The sequence below is a fragment of the Xanthomonas sp. WHRI 1810A genome (assembly GCF_040202885.1).
Classification (GTDB): Bacteria; Pseudomonadota; Gammaproteobacteria; order Pseudomonadales; family Pseudomonadaceae; genus Aquipseudomonas.
Map to the genome: position 1 here is coordinate 19,582 of NZ_JBEGED010000010.1, position 17,210 is coordinate 36,791.

The window sequence follows — 17,210 nt, forward strand, 5'->3', positions numbered from 1 at the left end:
CACGCCCTACAAACACAGCACCACCCACACGCCATAACACCCTGCACAACAATAATAAGCGGAGGAGTTTATGAAGAACGCACTGACCGCAGGTGTCGACGCCCTCGACGCCGGCCCGGCAAAGAAAGCCAGATCCTACCGACTGGCCGGCGCTGCCAGCATGGCGGGCACCACCATCGAGTGGTACGACTTTTTCCTCTACGGCACCGCCGCCGCCCTGATTTTCAATAAGATATTCTTCCCTGCCCTGGACCCGATCATGGGGGTGCTCGCAGCGTTTGCGACCTACGCCGTGGGCTTTCTCGGACGTCCATTAGGGGGCGTGGTGTTCGGGCACTTCGGGGACAGGATCGGCCGTAAATCCATGCTGCTGTTTACCCTGATGCTGATGGGGATTCCCACCATCATCATCGGCCTGATCCCCACTTACGAGCAGATCGGCTATTGGGCCGCGGTGATCCTGGTCGCCATGCGTTTCTTGCAGGGCATGGCGGTCGGCGGCGAATGGGGCGGGGCGGTGCTGATGGCCGTCGAACACGCACCCGAAGGCAAGAAGGGCTTCTATGGCAGCCTGCCGCAGACCGGCGTCGGGGCAGGCCTGGTGCTGGCGTCGCTCGCGATGGGCCTGGTGGCGAAACTGCCGGAAGCCGACATGCTCAGCTGGGGCTGGCGCCTGCCGTTTCTGGCCAGCATTGTGTTGTTGGGCGTCGGCTGGCTGATCCGCCTCAAGGTCCCGGAATCGCCTGATTTCGAAAAGCTCAAGCACGAAAAAATTGCCGTGAAAGTGCCGCTGTTCCGGGTTTTTCGCGATCACCCACGGGAAACCCTGACCATCATCGGCGCGCGCACGGCCGAGAACGCCTGGTTCTACATGTCGGTCACGTTCGCCTTGGCTTATGCCGCCAACCAGCTGCAAATCCCCCGCGGCGACATCTTGAACGCGATTACCGCAGGCGCTGCGTTGTCGCTGGTCACCATGCCGCTGTGCGGGGCGCTGTCCGATCGGGTGGGCCAGAAACGTCTGTATTTCGCCGGGCTTCTGCTGCTCTGCGCGTTCGTCTATCCCTTTTTCGCCATGCTCGGCACCCGCGAACCTCAACTGGTGTGGTGGGCGATGGTGCTGGCGGTCGGCGTGATTTTCCCGATCCTGTATGCGCCGGAATCGCTGTTGTTCGCCCGGCAGTTCCCGACGGAAATCCGCTACAGCGGCATCTCTGTCTCGGTGCAACTGGCGGGTGTGCTGGGCGGCGGTTTCGCACCGATGATCGCTACCCAACTGCTGGCGGTCGGCGGCGGCAGCCCGCATTACGTGATCGCTTATCTGCTGGGCCTGGCGCTGATCGCGCTGGTCTGTACGGCGCTGATGAAGCGTGATCCGCCGCGATTCAAACCAGCTTGAACGGGCTGTGCACATGCCCCGGCGGCGGCGCAACTGAACTTGAGAAGTGAACGGAGATAGCTGAAATGAACGCCTCATTGAATAAGAACAACACCACCGTGGCGCGCGTGAAACTGCTGATCAACGGCGAGTGGGTTGATTCGCAAACGAGCGATTGGCTCGACGTCATCAACCCTGCCACGCAACAAGTGCTGGCCCAGGTGCCGTTCGCCACACCGAGTGAGGTGGACGCCGCCGTCGCGGCCGCGCACAGCGCCTTTAAAACCTGGCGGCATACGCCCATTGGCGCCCGCATGCGCATCATGCTCAAGCTGCAGGCGCTGATCCGCGAGCATTCCAGGCGCATCGCCGTGGTCCTCAGCGCCGAACAGGGCAAAACCATTGCCGATGCCGAAGGCGACATCTTTCGCGGTCTGGAAGTGGTCGAGCACGCGTGCTCCATTGGCACCTTGCAGATGGGCGAATTCGCTGAAAACGTCGCAGGCGGCGTCGATACCTACACGCTGCGTCAGCCTATCGGCGTGTGCGCAGGGATTACGCCCTTCAACTTCCCGGCCATGATCCCGCTGTGGATGTTTCCGATGGCCATCGCTTGCGGCAATACCTTCGTGCTCAAACCTTCCGAGCAAGACCCGATGTCGACCTTGTTGCTGGTGGAACTGGCGGTGGAAGCGGGCGTTCCGGCGGGCGTATTGAACGTGGTCCATGGCGGCAAAGACGTGGTCGACGCGCTCTGCACCCACAAGGACATCAAGGCGGTGTCCTTCGTCGGTTCAACCGCCGTCGGCACGCACGTGTATGACTTGGCAGGCAAACACGGTAAACGCGTGCAGTCGATGATGGGCGCGAAAAATCACGCGGTGGTGCTGCCGGACGCCAATCGTGAGCAAACCCTCAATGCGCTGGTCGGCGCGGGTTTCGGCGCGGCGGGGCAGCGGTGCATGGCCACATCGGCGGTGGTGCTGGTGGGCGCGGCCAAACAGTGGGTGCCGGATCTGAAAGCGCTGGCGCAGAGACTGACGGTCAACGCGGGCAACGAGGCAGACACCGATGTCGGGCCGGTGATTTCCAGACGGGCCAAGCAGCGCATTCTCGATTTGATCGACAGCGGCGTGCAGGAAGGCGCAACCTTGGAACTCGACGGGCGAGGCATCAGCGTGCCGGGTTACGAAGATGGCAACTTTGTCGGCCCGACCCTGTTCACCGGGGTGACCACCGCCATGCAAATCTACACACAGGAAATCTTCGGTCCGGTGCTGGTGGTGCTGGAAGTCGACACCCTGGATCAGGCCATCGAGCTGGTGAACGCCAACCCGTTCGGCAACGGCGTGGGCCTGTTCACCCAGAGCGGAGCGGCGGCGCGCAAGTTCCAGAGCGAGATCGACATCGGTCAGGTCGGCATCAATATACCGATTCCGGTGCCCGTGCCGTTCTTCAGCTTTACCGGCTCGCGTGGCTCGAAGTTGGGCGATCTGGGGCCATACGGCAAACAAGTGGTGCAGTTCTACACTCAGACCAAGACCGTCACCAGCCGCTGGTTCGATGACGACAGCGTCAATGACGGGGTGAATACGACGATCAATTTGAGATAGATCTGTAGGAGCGCGCTTGCCCGCGATTATGGTGTGTCAGTTACCAGATTCGGTGCAGGAAAACCGTGTTCGCGGGCAAGCGCGCTCCTACAAAAGCATCGCTTTTTAGCGGAGAGAACCACCATGAAAATCGCATTCATCGGCCTGGGCAATATGGGCGCACCCATGGCGCGGAACCTGATCAAGGCCGGTCACGACCTCAACCTGTTCGACCTCAATCAGCAGGTGCTCGCCGACCTTGCCACGCTGGGCGGGCGTATCACCGAATCACCGAAACACGCGGCACAAGGCGCCGAGCTGGTCATCACTATGTTGCCGGCCGCCGCCCATGTGCGCAGCGTTTACCTGAACGACGACGGTGTGCTGGCCGGCATCGCAGCGGGGGTGCCTGCGGTGGACTGCAGCACCATCGACCCCCAAACTATTCGCGACGTCGCGACGCTTGCTGCCAATCAGGGGGTGACGCTGGGCGATGCGCCAGTCTCGGGTGGGACCGGCGGCGCACAGGCGGGCACGCTGACCTTCATGGTCGGCGCCGACCCTGAACACTTCGCCCGCCTCAAGCCGATCCTGGCGCAAATGGGCAAGAACATCGTGCATTGCGGCGAGCTGGGCACGGGCCAGATTGCGAAGATGTGCAACAACCTGCTGCTCGGCATTTCGATGATCGGCGTCTCGGAAGCCATGGCGCTGGGCAACAGCCTGGGCATCGACGCACGGGTGCTTGCCGGCGTGATCAACAGCTCGACCGGGCGGTGCTGGAGTTCGGAAATCTACAACCCGTGGCCGGGCATCGTCGAAACCGCCCCCGCCTCGCGCGGCTACACCGGTGGTTTCAGCGCGGAGTTGATGCTCAAGGACCTGGGGCTTGCCACGGACGCGGCAAAAGTGGCGCACCAGCCTGTGATTCTGGGTGCGGTGGCTCAGCAGCTGTTCCAGGCCATGAGCCTGCGCGGTGACGGCGGCAAGGATTTCTCCGCGATTGTGGAGGGGTATCTGGAACAACAGTAAGTCATCTTCGACGGTCCGCAGAGTGCATTCCCACGCAGAGCGTGGGAACGATCGCGGTGGTTTTTTCAGAACGGTTTATACGGCAGGAACTTGCCATCGAGAGTGATCACCGCGCGTGAGCCGCCTTCCGGGTCTTCGACCTTTTTGATGTCCAGCTTGAAGTTGATGGCGCTGATGATCCCGTCGCCGAACTGCTCATGCACCAGGGCTTTGAGGGTGGTGCCGTAGACCTGAACCATCTCGTAAAAACGATAGATCGTCGGGTCCGTCGGCACGCTGCCGGCAAAGCTGCCGCGCATGGGAATGGCCTGCAGCCGCGCGACATCGGCATCGCTCAATTCCAGACGCTCCCCGATCATCTGCGCCACGTTGGCCGGCAACGGATGCTGCCCCAACAGCGCAGCGGTCACATACGTCAGGCTCAGGCCAGTGCCTTCAGCGAGTTGCTCGAATGACATCCCCTTGCTGGCCTTGATGTCCAGCAGCTTGGCGGTCAGCGCGAGGGATGGATCTTGATAAGCGTGGGACTGTTGCATGGGAAGGCTCCTGGGTTCGCAAAGAGGATCGAACTCATGAGCCTGCATTGAACGTGCCGCCGCTCAGGCAAACACAAAATACTTACGCACCGTCTCCACCACTTCCCAGGTGCCTTTCATGCCCGGTTCGACGACGAAGATGTCACCGGCGCGCAGGTGGATCGGTTCCATGCCGTCCGGCGTGATGATGCAGTAGCCTTCGCGAAAGTCGCAGTATTCCCACTTCACGTATTCCACCCGCCACTTGCCCGGGGTGCAGATCCATGTGCCCATGATCTTGCTGCCGTCATCGCTGGTGTAGGCGTTGAGGTTGACGGTGTGCGGTTCGCCTTCGATGCGCTCCCATTTGCAGGCGTCGACGACGGGCAGGGGCGTGGTGTCGCGAAGGACGGTGATTGGCTGAGACATGACAACTCCAGATAAGCGGCGAAATGTGCGCTCGCCCACCTTAGGGCCGGTGCTGTGCCGTCAGTTGTCTGGGCTCGACATCGGGATGTCCATTAACGCGATATCAGGATTCAAGCCTTCCACCAGCGCTTTGGCGTAGGCGGGCAATGCGTTGAAATCCAGGGCGCACAGCAGCAACTTGCGATCCGCCCACGGGTCGCTGAGCGGCAGGCTCTTGAACCGCGCAGACGCCTGGAACCGTTCGATGGCAGCCTGCGGCACGACTCCCAGCCCTGTGCCGCGCGCGACCATGCGCATCACGCCGTCGTAGCTCTCGGCACGCACCCGGATTTTCAGGCGCCGACCGGCATGCAGCGCCTGTTCCTCCAGATAGATCGCCATGGCGCTGGCGACGCCGAGGCCGACGAATTCATGTTCCAGGCTTTGTGCGAAACGCAGTTCGTCATGCCGGGCCAAAGGATGGTGGAGCGTTGCGATCAGGGTCAGCGGGTCGGCGCGAAACGGTCGAGTCTGCAGGCCGCTGGCGTCAACGGCGTCAGAAATGATCCCGATGTCTGCGCTCCCGTGGCGCACGGCGTGCAGGATTCTCAAGCTGGGGTGTTCTTCCAGATTGATGTCGATGTTGGGGTGGGTCACCAGAAACTCGGCCAGCAGCTCCGGGAGGTGTTCGCTCAGCGCCGAGGTGTTGCACAGCAGGCGAATCTGTCCTTTGAAGCCCTGCACGTAATCGGTCAGATCGACCTGCATGCGCTCGACCTGTTGCAGGATCAGCCGCGCATGTTGCGCCAGCGCCTTGCCCGCCGAGGTGGGCGTGACTCCGCGACGGCCGCGCTCAAGCAGCGCGATGCCGAGCGACCCCTCCAACCCACGAATCCGTGCGCTGGCCGAGGCCAGTGACAGATGGCTGTGTGCGGCGCCTGCGGTGATGTTGCCGCTTTGGAGGATGTGCAGGAAAAGCTTGAGGTCGATCAGGTCGAAGTGCATGGGGTAGAACTCTTGTATCGAGATGCCCGTGGAGGGAGCTTGCTCGCGATGCGGTCTGCCAATGGCTAACCTGGTGTAGGTGAATCGCTTCGCGAGCAAGCTCCCTCCCACAAAGAGGATTTAGGGGTTGGTCATACCTGCCTGTGTCCTGGCCTGAGGCTGGCTCAGTATATGGCAGATATTCAACACCAGGCATTCAAGGCACGATGGCGCCATGAATGCACTTTTCGCGCTGTACCAAAACATCGGCCTGAGCCTGTCATTGCTGGTGCTGATCACCTTTCTGCTGGCCGGCACGGTGAAGGGCATGATCGGCATGGGGCTGCCGACAGTGGCCATGGGGTTGTTGGGTCTGGCTATGTTGCCGGCACAGGCTGCCGCGCTGCTGATCATCCCGTCGACCTTCACCAACCTGTGGCAACTGGCGGCGGGCGGCCATCTGCGCGGTTTGATCAAACGCCTGTGGCCGTTGTTGGCGATGATTTTCGTCGGCACCGCCTTGGGTTCGCTGTGGCTGGGCATGGGCAGCGGAAAGTCGATGGGGCGTGCGTTGGGCGGCGCCTTGTTCGTCTACGCGCTGTGCGGATTATTCCTTCCCACCCTCAAGGTCCCGCCCAAGGCTGAGGTCTGGCTGGGCCCGATGTGCGGCTTCATCACCGGTATTGTGACGTCCGCCACCGGCGTGTTCGTGATTCCCGCCGTGCCCTACGTGCAAGGCCTCGGCCTGGACCGCAACGAACTGGTGCAAGCGCTGGGCCTGTCGTTCACGGTCTCGACACTGGCGCTGGGCGCGGGGTTGTTCTGGCATGGCGCACTGGGCGGGGGCGAGATGGGCGCTTCGGTGTTGGCACTGATTCCGGCGTTGCTGGGAATGATGATCGGACAATGGCTGCGGCAGCGGATCAGCGCCGTGCTGTTCAAGCGTGTGTTCTTCGTCGGCATGGCCGCGCTGGGTGTGCATCTGTTCATTGCGGGCTGAGGGTACCGTCAGAGTGAGTGCCGTTCGCCTTTGCGTAAAACAGCGCTAATATCCAGGCCAGTTTTGAGCAGGGGACAACAATGAAAGCCCGGTCTGATGAGTTACAGGTGTTCGTGTCGGTGGTCGAAAGCGGCTCGATTTCTGCCGCTGCCGAGCAGGTGGGGCAGACGCCTTCGGCCATCAGCCGCACGCTGTCGAGGCTGGAGGCCAAGCTCGACACCACGTTGATCAACCGCACCACCCGGCGGATGGACCTGACCGAGGAGGGCAAGTTTTTCCTTGAGCGCGCCCGCCTGATTCTGGCCCAGATGGAAGACCTGGAGGAGCGCCTTTCGCTGCGCCAGCAAGCGCCGGCAGGGCGTCTGCGGATCAACGCGGCGTCGCCGTTCATGTTGCATGCCATCGTGCCGTACGTGGCGCAGTTCCGCGCGTTGTACCCGGATATCCAGCTGGAGCTGAACAGCAACGACCTGATCATCGACCTGCTGGAGCAGAGCACGGATGTTGCCATCCGCATCGGCGCGTTGGCCGATTCGACGCTGCACGCGCGGTCCCTGGGCTCCAGCCCGCTGAACGTCCTGGCCAGCCCCGATTATCTGGAAAAGCACGGGACGCCCAAGACGGTCGAGGCGCTGGCCGGGCATGCGTTGCTGGGGTTCACCCAGACCGACACCCTCAATCACTGGCCCTTGCGTCATGCCGAGGGCGACCGCCTGTTTATCCAGCCGGCGGTGTCGGCGTCCAGCGGCGAGACGTTGCGCCAGTTGGCGTTGGCGGGGCAGGGCATCGCCTGTCTGTCGCACTTCATGACCCACGAAGACATCCGCAACGCACGTTTGAAGGTCCTGCTGGCAGACGCCAACAGTGGCTATCGCCAGCCGATTCATGCCGTGTACTACCGCAACTCACAGCTGGCGCTGCGGATTCAGTGTTTTCTGGATTTCATTCAGGAGAAGTTGGCTGGGTATGCGGCTTGAACGCCTGCCGTTGTAGGAGCGCGCTTGCCCGCGATGACTTTGGTGTGTCCGATACATCTTCATCGCCGGAAAAATTAATCGCGGGCAAGCGCGCTCCTACAGGGGGACAGCATTCGTGATCTAGACGCAACAGTCATTTGGTCTGGCGTGTATTTTTCGCCGCTAATCCGAAGCAGATAATCCCTCCCATCATTCATCCAACGGGAGTCAGCCATGAACATTTTCATCACCGGTGCCGCAGGTTTTATCGGCGGCTCCATCGCCACCGGTCTTGTGCAGCGTGGCCACCATGTCACCGGTCTGGTGCGCAGCGCTGAACAGGCTGAAGAAATGAAGCGCCTCGGGATTGTCCCGGTGATCGGCACACTGGAGGACAGTGCGCTGCTGACCGAGCAGGCGCGCCAATCCGAGGGCGTGATCAACGCGGCCAACAGCGACCATCGCGGCGCGGTCGTGGCGTTGATCGAAGGCCTGAAAGGCTCGAACAAGCCGCTGCTGCACACCAGTGGCTCGAGCATCGTCGGCGATGCGTCCGGCGGCAAGGGTGGCGGCCAGGTGTTTCATGAAGGCCAGTTGCCAGCCGCGACCCCGGACAAGGCTGCCCGGGTGGCCATTGACGATCTGGTCATCGCCTCGGCCAAAGACGGCGTGCGCTCCGCGGTGATCTGCAACACGTTGATTTACGGTTTGAGCCTGGGCGTGGACCGCGACAGCGTGCAGCTGCCCCGACTGCTCAAGCAGGCGCGCAAGAGCGGCGTGGTTCGCCATGTCGGTCCTGGCGAAAATGTCTGGTCCAATGTGTTCATTGAAGACGTCGTCGAGCTTTACGCTCTGGCGCTGGAGAAAAGCCCGGCAGGCACGTTTTACTTCGTCGAAAGCGGCGAAGCGTCATTCGTCGACATGACCAACGCCATGGCCGAGGCGCTGGGGCTAGGCACGTCCGAAGACTGGCCGTTGAAAGACGCCGAAGCCGAATGGGGCTATGAGATGGCCAACTACGGACTGGGTTCCAACAGCCGGGTGCGCGGCGAGAACGCGCGTGAGTTGTTGGGCTGGGTGCCGAAACGGACCTCGGTCATCGACTGGATCAAGCACGACATGCTCAAAGCCTGATCCGCGTGCTGTGACGCGACGGCGGCCACCTTCGGGTGGCCGTTTGCGTTTGCCGCCAGTTTCATCATTAATGTCTGCGCTTCACGTTAGTCTTCTCAGCATTTGGACAGCAGCCCATACCACGCGCCCTGGATGCTGTCGCACCACGCCAATAAGGAAGCCTCATGCGAGTCGTTACGCTCAAGACCCTCGCGCTGTCGGTCATGTTTGCCGCCAGTTCACCGGTGTTCGCTGTCGCGCTGGAGGGCGGAGCCGTCGCCGCGCCCGACCAGTATGGCGCCGACGTCGCCGCGCAAATTCTCAAGAAAGGCGGCAATGCGGTCGATGCCGCCGTCGCCACGGCCTTCACCCTCGCCGTGACCTACCCGGAAGCGGGCAACATCGGCGGTGGCGGCTTCATGACCCTGTTCATGAACGGCAAGCCGTATTTCCTCGATTACCGTGAAACCGCGCCCAAGGCGGCCAGCCGGGACATGTACCTGGACGACAAGGGCGAGGTCATCAAGGGCATGAGCCTGATCGGCGCTCGCGCCTCGGGTGTGCCCGGCACGGTCATGGGTATGTGGGAAGCGCATCAGAAGTTCGGCAAGTTGCCATGGTCCGAGCTGCTGACCCCGGCCATTGGTTATGCCAGGAACGGCTTCAAAGTCGCCGACAAGCAATACCAGTACAGCGCTGACACGATCAAGCAGCTCAACGGTAAAACCAACTTCGGCGATTACTTCGGCAGCCTGAAAGCCGGCGAAATGTTCCGTCAGCCGGAGCTGGCCAAGACCCTTGAGCGCATCGCCAGCAAGGGTGCCAACGAGTTTTATCAGGGCCAGACCGCCGACCTGCTGGTCGCGCAGATGCAGCATGACGACGGCCTGATCACCAAACAGGACCTGCAGGATTACAAGGCCGTCTGGCGCAAACCGCTGCACGTCAACTGGCAGGGCAACACGCTGTACACCGCGCCGTTGCCCAGTTCCGGCGGCGTGGCGCTGGCGCAATTGATTGGCATCAAGGAGCAACTGGCGGGCGACTTCGCCGGCGTGCCGCTCAACTCCGCGCGCTATGTGCATTTGCTCTCGGAAATCGAGAAGCGCGTGTTTGCTGATCGGGCGAATTACCTGGGCGATCCGGATTTCTCCGTCGCTCCGGTCAATCAGCTGACCGACCACGCCTACCTGGTCATGCGCGCCCATGAGGTCAACCCGACTGCCATCTCACCGACTGAAAACATCAAACCGGGGCTTGAGTCGCACCAGACCACGCACTTCTCCATCGTCGACGCCAAAGGCAACGCGGTCAGCAACACGTACACGCTCAACTGGGACTACGGCAGCGGCGTGGTGGTGAAGGGAGCAGGCTTTCTGATGAACGACGAAATGGACGACTTCAGCGCCAAGCCGGGCGTGGCCAACACCTTTGGCGTGGTGGGCGGCGACGCCAACGCCATCGAGCCCGGCAAGCGGATGTTGTCGTCGATGAGCCCGAGCCTGGTGACCCGTGACGGTCAGGTCACGCTGGTGTTGGGAACGCCGGGCGGTTCGAGGATTTTCACTACGGTGTTTCAGGTGCTGAACAATCTCTATGACTTCAAGATGCCGCTCAAGGACGCCGTTGCAGCAGGGCGCGTGCACCATCAGTTGCTGCCCAAGGACACGATCTACACCGAAAGCTTTGCACCGCTCGCGGCACCGGTCGCCGATGAGCTGAAGGCGATGGGTTACACGCTCAAGGATCAGGGCTGGTCCATGGGCAATGTGCAGGCGATCAAGATCGACGGCACGAAGATCGAAACCGCGTCCGACCCGCGTGGGCGGGGGGTGGGTATGGTGGTGAAGTGATGACCGAGTCGCTGCCTACTTTGTAGGAGCGCGCTTGCCCGCGAAGTGATGTGTCGGATGTTGGATGCACAGCGGATGTACCGGCCTCTTCGCGGGCAAGCGCGCTCCTACAGGTTTTGCACGTCCGCCGATGTGGTGGCGGACATATGCTCGTGTGGGAGGGAGCTTGCTCGCGAAGTGATCAGTCAGTCGCTGAATCCGTTAGTGATGCTCCCGCGTCGCGCGGAATTTCACATCGGGCCAGCGCTCTTCCATCAGGGCCAGGTTGACGCGGGTAGGGGCCAGGTAGGTCAGGTGACCGCCGCCGTCCACGGCAAGGTTTTCCACGGCCTTGTTCTCGAATTCCTCGAGCTTCTTCTTGTCCGGGCAATCGATCCAGCGGGCTGACCACACCGTGATCGGCTCATACGCGCATTCGACTTTGTATTCTTCCTTCAAGCGGCTGGCGACCACATCGAACTGCAGCACACCGACGGCGCCGAGGATGATGTCGTTGCTGCGCTGCGGGAAGAACACCTGCGTGGCGCCTTCTTCGGCCAGCTGTTGCAGGCCCTGGCGCAGTTGCTTGGACTTGAGCGGATCCTTCAGGCGCACCCGACGGAACAGCTCCGGCGCGAAGTGCGGGATCCCGGTAAAGCCCAGGTTTTCGCCTTCGGTGAAGGTGTCGCCGATCTGGATCGTGCCGTGGTTGTGAAGGCCGATGATGTCGCCGGCGTAGGCCTCTTCCAGTTGCTCACGCTCCGAGGAGAAGAACGTCAGCGCGTCGCCGATGCGTACGTCCTTGCCGGTCCGTACGTGGCGCATCTTCATGCCCTTCTCGTACCGGCCTGAACAGATGCGCATGAACGCGATGCGGTCGCGGTGCTTGGGGTCCATGTTCGCCTGAATCTTGAACACGAAACCGGCGAACTTCTCTTCCACCGGCTCCACCGTGCGCTCGTTGGCCACCCGAGGCAGCGGCAGCGGGGCCCAGTTCACCACGGCATCGAGCACGTGATCGACGCCGAAGTTGCCCAGCGCGGTGCCGAAGAACACCGGGGTCAGTTGGCCGTCGAGGAATTCCTGCTGGTTGAACTCGTGGCAGGCGCCCTGCACCAGTTCCAGCTGATCAACAAAGCGGTCGTATTCGTCACCCAGGTGGGCGCGGGCTTCGTCCGAATCCAGCTTCTGGATGATCTTGACGTCGGTGCGCTCATGCCCGTGGCCGGCGGTGTAGACGATGATGTAGTCGTCGGCCAGGTGATAGACACCCTTGAAGTCGCGGTAGCAGCCGATGGGCCAGGTGATCGGCGCGGCCTTGATCTTCAGGACCGCTTCGATCTCGTCCAGCAACTCGATGGGGTCGCGAATGTCGCGGTCCAGCTTGTTGATGAAGCTGACGATGGGCGTGTCGCGCAGACGGCAAACGTCCATCAGCGCGATGGTCCGTGGCTCGACGCCTTTACCGCCGTCGAGCACCATCAGCGCCGAATCGACGGCGGTCAGGGTGCGGTAGGTGTCTTCGGAGAAGTCTTCGTGGCCCGGGGTATCGAGCAGGTTGATCATGTGATCGCGATACGGGAACTGCATGACCGACGTGGTGATGGAGATGCCCCGCTGTTTTTCCATTTCCATCCAGTCGGACGTCGCGTGGCGGTCGGATTTACGGGATTTCACCGTACCGGCAACGGAAATGGCCTTGCCCATCAGCAGCAGTTTTTCGGTGATGGTGGTCTTGCCCGCATCCGGGTGAGAAATGATGGCGAAAGTGCGGCGTTTCGCGACTTCGGCGGCCTGTCTGGTCATGGGAAATCGCCCGAGAGGTGATTCAAAAAAGGGCGGCGATTATAGCCCAAACGAAGGTAATAACCGAACCGTTCGGTCGATAAAGGGTGGCCAGATAATGTCTCACGTGGGAACCTTTGCGGTCGTGGAGACGTCCACTGCCTCGTAACTGCACATGTCGAGGCCTGCTAAATCAGCACGTTAGCTTGACGAAGCTGCGCTCATGGCTTGTGAAATCGCCTTATGGCGACCCACCCGCTGCTCTTCGCGAACGTTCGCTCGACTATCCGTATGGGTCAGTCAGGCGCCGCGCGTTCGTCGACTGAAATAAAGGAGTCCGCCTGTGGCTAATCGCTATGGCAAGGGGCTGTTGGGAGGTGCGATTGCGATCGTGCTCCTGGCCCTGCTGGTCAATTGGATCGGCATAGACACATTCAAGCTGTATCAGGACGATCTGCTGTTTTACCTGCAAGCGCATTTGCTGTTGGTGCTCGCCTCGATGCTGGCGGCGCTGGTGGTCGGTATCCCGACCGGCATCTGGTTGAGCCGCCCCAACATGGTGGGCCGCGCTGAACGCTTCATGCAGATCTTCAACATCGGTAACACCATCCCGCCTCTCGCCGTGTTGGCCATTGCCCTGGGTATTCTGGGCATCGGCAGTGGTCCGGCAATCTTTGCGCTGTTTCTGGCGTCGTTGCTGCCGATTGTGCGCAACACGTACGAAGGCCTGAAAAACGTCCAGGGTTCCCTGAAGGAAGCCGCCATCGGCATTGGCATGACGCCAAGTCAGGTGTTGTGGCGTGTCGAATTGCCCAACGCTGTGCCGATCATGGTCGGCGGCGTGCGCGTGGCACTGGCAATCAATGTCGGCACCGCCCCACTGGCGTTCCTGATCGGCGCAAACAGCCTGGGCAGCCTGATATTCCCCGGCATCGCCCTGAACAATCAGCCGCAATTGCTGCTGGGCGCGGCGTGTACCGCTCTGCTCGCACTGCTGCTCGATGGCGCGGTGACCCTCGCCAGCCGTACGTGGCTGGAACGCGGCCTGGCTCGTTAAGTGGCCCCGTGGATTAGTCACGCTGAGTGAAAGGAATTTGAATGAAGAAGTTATGCACATTAGTAGCGGGCGTCGCCCTGTTGCTGGCCGGATTCGTCCAGGCCGCCGACACCTCGCCTGAACGCCCGGTGCTGCGCATCGGCGCGCGGGTGTTTACCGAACAAACCATGCTGGCCGAACTCACCGCGCAATACCTGCGTGACAAGGGTTATCAGGTCCAGATCACCGGCGGCCTGGGCAGCAACCTGGCGCGCAGTGCGCAGGAAAGCGGCCAACTGGACTTGCTCTGGGAATACACCGGTGTGTCGCTAGTGGCTTATAACCACGTCGATGAAAAGCTCGACAGTCAACAGACCTATCAGCGCGTCAAAGAACTGGATGCCAAGAAGGGCCTGGTCTGGCTGTCGCCGTCCAAGTTCAACAACACCTATGCGCTGGCGCTGCCGGACAAGATTGCTCAGCAGTATCCGCAGATCAACACCATGTCGGAGCTGACAGTGGTGCTCAAGGATGAAGCGGACAAAGGTCACCTCGTGGCGCTGGACACCGAATTCGCCAACCGCTCCGATGGTCTGTTGGGGATGGTCAAGCACTACGGCATGAACCTGAGCCGTGAAAACACACGTCAGATGGACGCAGGCCTGGTCTACACCGCATTGCGCAACGGCCAGGTGTTTGCCGGATTGGTCTACACCACCGACGGTCGTCTGGACGCGTTCAAGCTGAAGGTCCTGCAAGACGACAAGCATTACTTCCCGGACTACACCGCCGCACCGGTCATCCGCAAAGAGTACCTGGACAAGCATCCTCAGCTGGCCGACCAGCTCAAGCCGCTGGCCGCACTGCTGGATAACCAGACCATGATTGATCTCAACGCCCGCGTGGACGTCAATCACGAAAACCCGAGTGCCGTTGCGGCAGATTTTTTGAGCAAGCATCCGATCAATCCGAGCGTCGATGACGCGCCGATCAAGCCGGAGGCGCAGCCATGAATTTCTTGAGCACTTTCTCCCACATCGACTGGAATCAGGTATTTCACCTGACCCTGCAACACATCTCGCTGGTGGGCATTGCGGTTTCGCTGGCCATCCTCGTGGGCGTGCCGCTGGGCGTGCTGATGACGCGCTTCCCGTCGCTCGCCGGACCCTTGCAGGCCAGCGCCACGGTACTGCTGACCATCCCGTCGATTGCCCTTTTCGGCCTGTTGCTGCCGTTCTACTCCAAGTTCGGTCAGGGCCTGGGCCCGTTGCCCGCGATTACCGCTGTGTTTCTGTACTCGCTGCTGCCGATCATGCGTAACACCTACCTGGCGCTGACCGGCGTCGAACCGGGTATTCGCGAAGCGGCCAAGGGCATCGGCATGACCTTCAGCCAGCGCCTGCGCATGGTTGAACTGCCCATCGCCGTACCGGTGATCCTGGCCGGCGTACGGACTGCCGTGGTCATGAACATCGGCGTCATGACCATCGCCGCCACCATTGGCGCCGGCGGGCTGGGCGTACTTATTCTTGCTTCCATCAGCCGCAGCGATATGTCGATGTTGATCGTCGGCGCCGTGCTGGTCAGTGTGTTGGCGATCATCGCCGACCTGTTCCTGCAATGGCTGCAACGCTCGCTGACTCCAAAAGGATTACTGAAATGATTGCCAAGCAAATGATTGAACTGCAGAACCTGACCAAGACGTTCCAGAGCAATGGCAAAGAAATCAAAGCCGTGGATTCAGTGAGCCTGACCGTCAACGAAGGCGAAATCTGCGTATTCCTCGGCCCGTCGGGTTGCGGCAAAAGCACCACGCTGAAAATGATCAACCGCCTGATCATGCCGACCTCCGGCAAGATCCTGATCAACGGCGAAGACACCACCGGCATGGACGAAGTCGAGCTGCGCCGTGGCATCGGTTACGTGATTCAGCAGATCGGTCTGTTCCCGAACATGACCATCGAAGAAAACATCGTCGTCGTGCCGAAACTCCTCGGTTGGGACAAGCAGAAATGCCACGACCGTGCCCGCGAACTGATGAGCATGATCAAGCTGGAACCCAAGCAGTACCTGCATCGCTACCCACGTGAACTGTCGGGTGGTCAACAGCAGCGTATCGGCGTGATCCGCGCCCTGGCTGCCGATGCGCCGTTGCTGCTGATGGACGAACCCTTCGGTGCGGTCGACCCGATCAACCGCGAAATGATCCAGAACGAATTCTTCGAGATGCAGCGCGCGCTGAACAAGACCGTGATCATGGTCAGCCACGACATCGACGAAGCCATCAAGCTGGGCGACAAGATCGCAATCTTCCGCGCCGGCAAACTGCTGCAGATCGATCACCCGGACACCTTGCTGGCGCACCCGGCTGACGAGTTTGTCAGCAGCTTCGTCGGCCAGGACAGCACGCTCAAACGCCTGCTGCTGGTCAAGGCCGAAGACGCGGCAGACAACGCCCCGTCCGTCAGCCCGGAAACCCCGGTGGCCGATGCGCTGGAGATCATGGACGAAAACGACCGCCGTTACGTGGTTGTCACCGACAGCGAAAACAAAGCCATGGGCTACGTGCGCCGTCGCGACCTGCACCGTCAGACCGGCACGTGCGAGCAATACCTGCGCCCGTTCAACGCCACTGCCGCGTACGACGAGCATTTGCGCATCCTGCTGTCGCGCATGTACGAATTCAACCGCTCGTGGCTGCCGGTGCTGGACGCTGAAAACGTCTTCCTGGGGGAAGTCACGCAAGAGTCGATTGCGGCCTACCTCAGCTCCGGCCAGTCGCGCGGGATGAAGACCAGCATCGTTTCGCCAGCTGAAGTGGCGGAGCAGGCTGCTTCGGAGTGATCTAACGCCTGGGCGTTGCAGGTGCGCGCTTGCCTGCGATTGCGGTGTGATAGCTGAACATGCGTTAGCTGACACACCGCAATCGCGGGCAAGCGCGCTCCTACAGTGGATGGCTGAGGAATATTGATCGTTCCGCACGCTCCGCGTGGGAATGCAGCCTGGACGCTCCGCGTCCGACGACGCAGCGATCCAACTTGACGCGGACCCTGTAGGAGCTGAGGAGCCCGTGCGAGGCTCCGGGGTCGCGCTCGACCGATGCGGTGCGTCTGAAACACCGCCTTCGCGGGCAAGCCTCGCTCCAACAATGTGTGCCCGTTTGCTCAAGAATTTGATCGTTCCGCACGCTCCGCGTGGGAATGCAGCCTGGACGCTCCACATCCGCTGACGCAGCGATCCAACTTGACGCGGACCCTGTAGGAGCTGACGAGCCCGTGCGAGGCTGCGATGCGGTGCTTCTGACACACCGCCTTCGCGGGCAAGCGCGCTCCTACAGCGGATGGCTGAAGAATATTGATCGTTCCTCACGCTCCGCGTGGGAATGCAGCCCTGGACGCTCCGCGTCCGACGACCCAGCGATCCAACTTGACGCAGACCCTGTAGGAGCTGACGAGCCCGTGCGAGGCTGCGATGCGGTGCGTCTGACACACCGCCTTCGCGGGCAAGCGCGCTCCTACAGTGGATGGCTGAGGAATATTGATCGTTCCGCACGCTCCGCGTGGGAATGCAGCCTGGACG

At 61.3% G+C, this 17,210-nt stretch carries 15 protein-coding genes; 11 read left to right on the top strand and 4 right to left on the bottom strand.

Annotation, left to right across the window (positions count from 1 at the left end):
- The first annotated feature begins 70 nt into the window (after nt 1-70).
- The 3 genes from ABQX22_RS15780 (at nt 71) to mmsB (ending at nt 4,002) form a co-directional block, all read left to right on the top strand.
- On the top strand, nt 71-1,399 hold the full coding sequence (locus ABQX22_RS15780) for an MFS transporter (protein WP_349800792.1): 1,329 nt from the start codon (nt 71-73) through the stop codon (nt 1,397-1,399).
- Between the two features lie 65 nt (nt 1,400-1,464).
- Nucleotides 1,465-2,991: a CoA-acylating methylmalonate-semialdehyde dehydrogenase gene (locus ABQX22_RS15785; protein WP_349800793.1), complete on the top strand. Its 1,527-nt coding sequence runs from the start codon at nt 1,465-1,467 to the stop codon at nt 2,989-2,991.
- A gap of 123 nt (nt 2,992-3,114) precedes the next feature.
- The gene (gene mmsB, locus ABQX22_RS15790) at nt 3,115-4,002 is read left to right on the top strand and encodes a 3-hydroxyisobutyrate dehydrogenase (protein WP_349800794.1); all 888 of its coding nucleotides are present in this window, start codon (nt 3,115-3,117) and stop codon (nt 4,000-4,002) included.
- Nucleotides 4,003-4,067: 65 nt separating this feature from the next.
- On the opposite strand, the gene cynS is transcribed toward mmsB, so the two are convergent.
- From cynS to ABQX22_RS15805, 3 genes are all read right to left on the bottom strand, one after another.
- The gene (cynS, locus tag ABQX22_RS15795; RefSeq protein WP_349800795.1) at nt 4,068-4,538 is read right to left on the bottom strand and encodes a cyanase; all 471 of its coding nucleotides are present in this window, start codon (nt 4,536-4,538) and stop codon (nt 4,068-4,070) included.
- A 63-nt stretch (nt 4,539-4,601) separates the two neighbouring features.
- Nucleotides 4,602-4,946, bottom strand: a complete 345-nt coding sequence (locus tag ABQX22_RS15800; protein WP_349800796.1) for a cupin domain-containing protein — start codon at nt 4,944-4,946, stop codon at nt 4,602-4,604.
- A gap of 60 nt (nt 4,947-5,006) precedes the next feature.
- Nucleotides 5,007-5,930: a LysR family transcriptional regulator gene (locus ABQX22_RS15805; RefSeq protein WP_349800797.1), complete on the bottom strand. Its 924-nt coding sequence runs from the start codon at nt 5,928-5,930 to the stop codon at nt 5,007-5,009.
- Between the two features lie 214 nt (nt 5,931-6,144).
- On the opposite strand from ABQX22_RS15805, the gene ABQX22_RS15810 reads away from it, so the two are divergent.
- The 4 genes from ABQX22_RS15810 to ggt all read left to right on the top strand — a co-directional run bounded on the left by ABQX22_RS15810 (nt 6,145) and on the right by ggt (nt 10,831).
- Nucleotides 6,145-6,909, top strand: coding sequence for a sulfite exporter TauE/SafE family protein (locus ABQX22_RS15810; protein WP_349800798.1), 765 nt, complete (start codon nt 6,145-6,147; stop codon nt 6,907-6,909).
- Nucleotides 6,910-6,989: 80 nt separating this feature from the next.
- The gene (locus ABQX22_RS15815; protein ID WP_349800799.1) at nt 6,990-7,886 is read left to right on the top strand and encodes a LysR family transcriptional regulator; all 897 of its coding nucleotides are present in this window, start codon (nt 6,990-6,992) and stop codon (nt 7,884-7,886) included.
- A gap of 213 nt (nt 7,887-8,099) precedes the next feature.
- Nucleotides 8,100-8,999 carry an NAD-dependent epimerase/dehydratase family protein gene (locus ABQX22_RS15820; protein WP_349800800.1) on the top strand — a complete coding sequence of 300 codons (900 nt, stop codon included), beginning with the start codon at nt 8,100-8,102 and terminating at the stop codon, nt 8,997-8,999.
- A 164-nt stretch (nt 9,000-9,163) separates the two neighbouring features.
- The gene (ggt, locus tag ABQX22_RS15825) at nt 9,164-10,831 is read left to right on the top strand and encodes a gamma-glutamyltransferase (RefSeq protein ID WP_349800801.1); all 1,668 of its coding nucleotides are present in this window, start codon (nt 9,164-9,166) and stop codon (nt 10,829-10,831) included.
- A 201-nt stretch (nt 10,832-11,032) separates the two neighbouring features.
- Here ggt and ABQX22_RS15830 read toward each other — a convergent pair whose 3' ends face one another.
- Nucleotides 11,033-12,616 carry a peptide chain release factor 3 gene (locus ABQX22_RS15830; protein WP_349800802.1) on the bottom strand — a complete coding sequence of 528 codons (1,584 nt, stop codon included), beginning with the start codon at nt 12,614-12,616 and terminating at the stop codon, nt 11,033-11,035.
- Nucleotides 12,617-12,938: 322 nt separating this feature from the next.
- Here ABQX22_RS15830 and ABQX22_RS15835 point away from each other — a divergent pair, with 322 nt between their 5' ends.
- The 4 genes from ABQX22_RS15835 to ABQX22_RS15850 are packed head-to-tail and all read left to right on the top strand — an operon-like array spanning nt 12,939 to nt 16,475.
- Complete coding sequence (locus ABQX22_RS15835; protein ID WP_349800803.1) at nt 12,939-13,652, top strand: ABC transporter permease; 714 nt, start codon at nt 12,939-12,941, stop codon at nt 13,650-13,652.
- Between the two features lie 41 nt (nt 13,653-13,693).
- Nucleotides 13,694-14,644, top strand: a complete 951-nt coding sequence (locus tag ABQX22_RS15840) for a glycine betaine ABC transporter substrate-binding protein (protein WP_349800804.1) — start codon at nt 13,694-13,696, stop codon at nt 14,642-14,644.
- On the top strand, nt 14,641-15,294 hold the full coding sequence (locus ABQX22_RS15845; protein WP_349800805.1) for an ABC transporter permease: 654 nt from the start codon (nt 14,641-14,643) through the stop codon (nt 15,292-15,294). Before ABQX22_RS15840 ends, ABQX22_RS15845 begins: the two co-directional genes overlap by 4 nt.
- Nucleotides 15,291-16,475, top strand: a complete 1,185-nt coding sequence (locus ABQX22_RS15850) for an osmoprotectant ABC transporter ATP-binding protein OsmV (RefSeq protein ID WP_349800806.1) — start codon at nt 15,291-15,293, stop codon at nt 16,473-16,475. The genes ABQX22_RS15845 and ABQX22_RS15850 overlap by 4 nt, the downstream gene beginning before the upstream one ends.
- Nucleotides 16,476-17,210 lie beyond the last annotated feature (735 nt).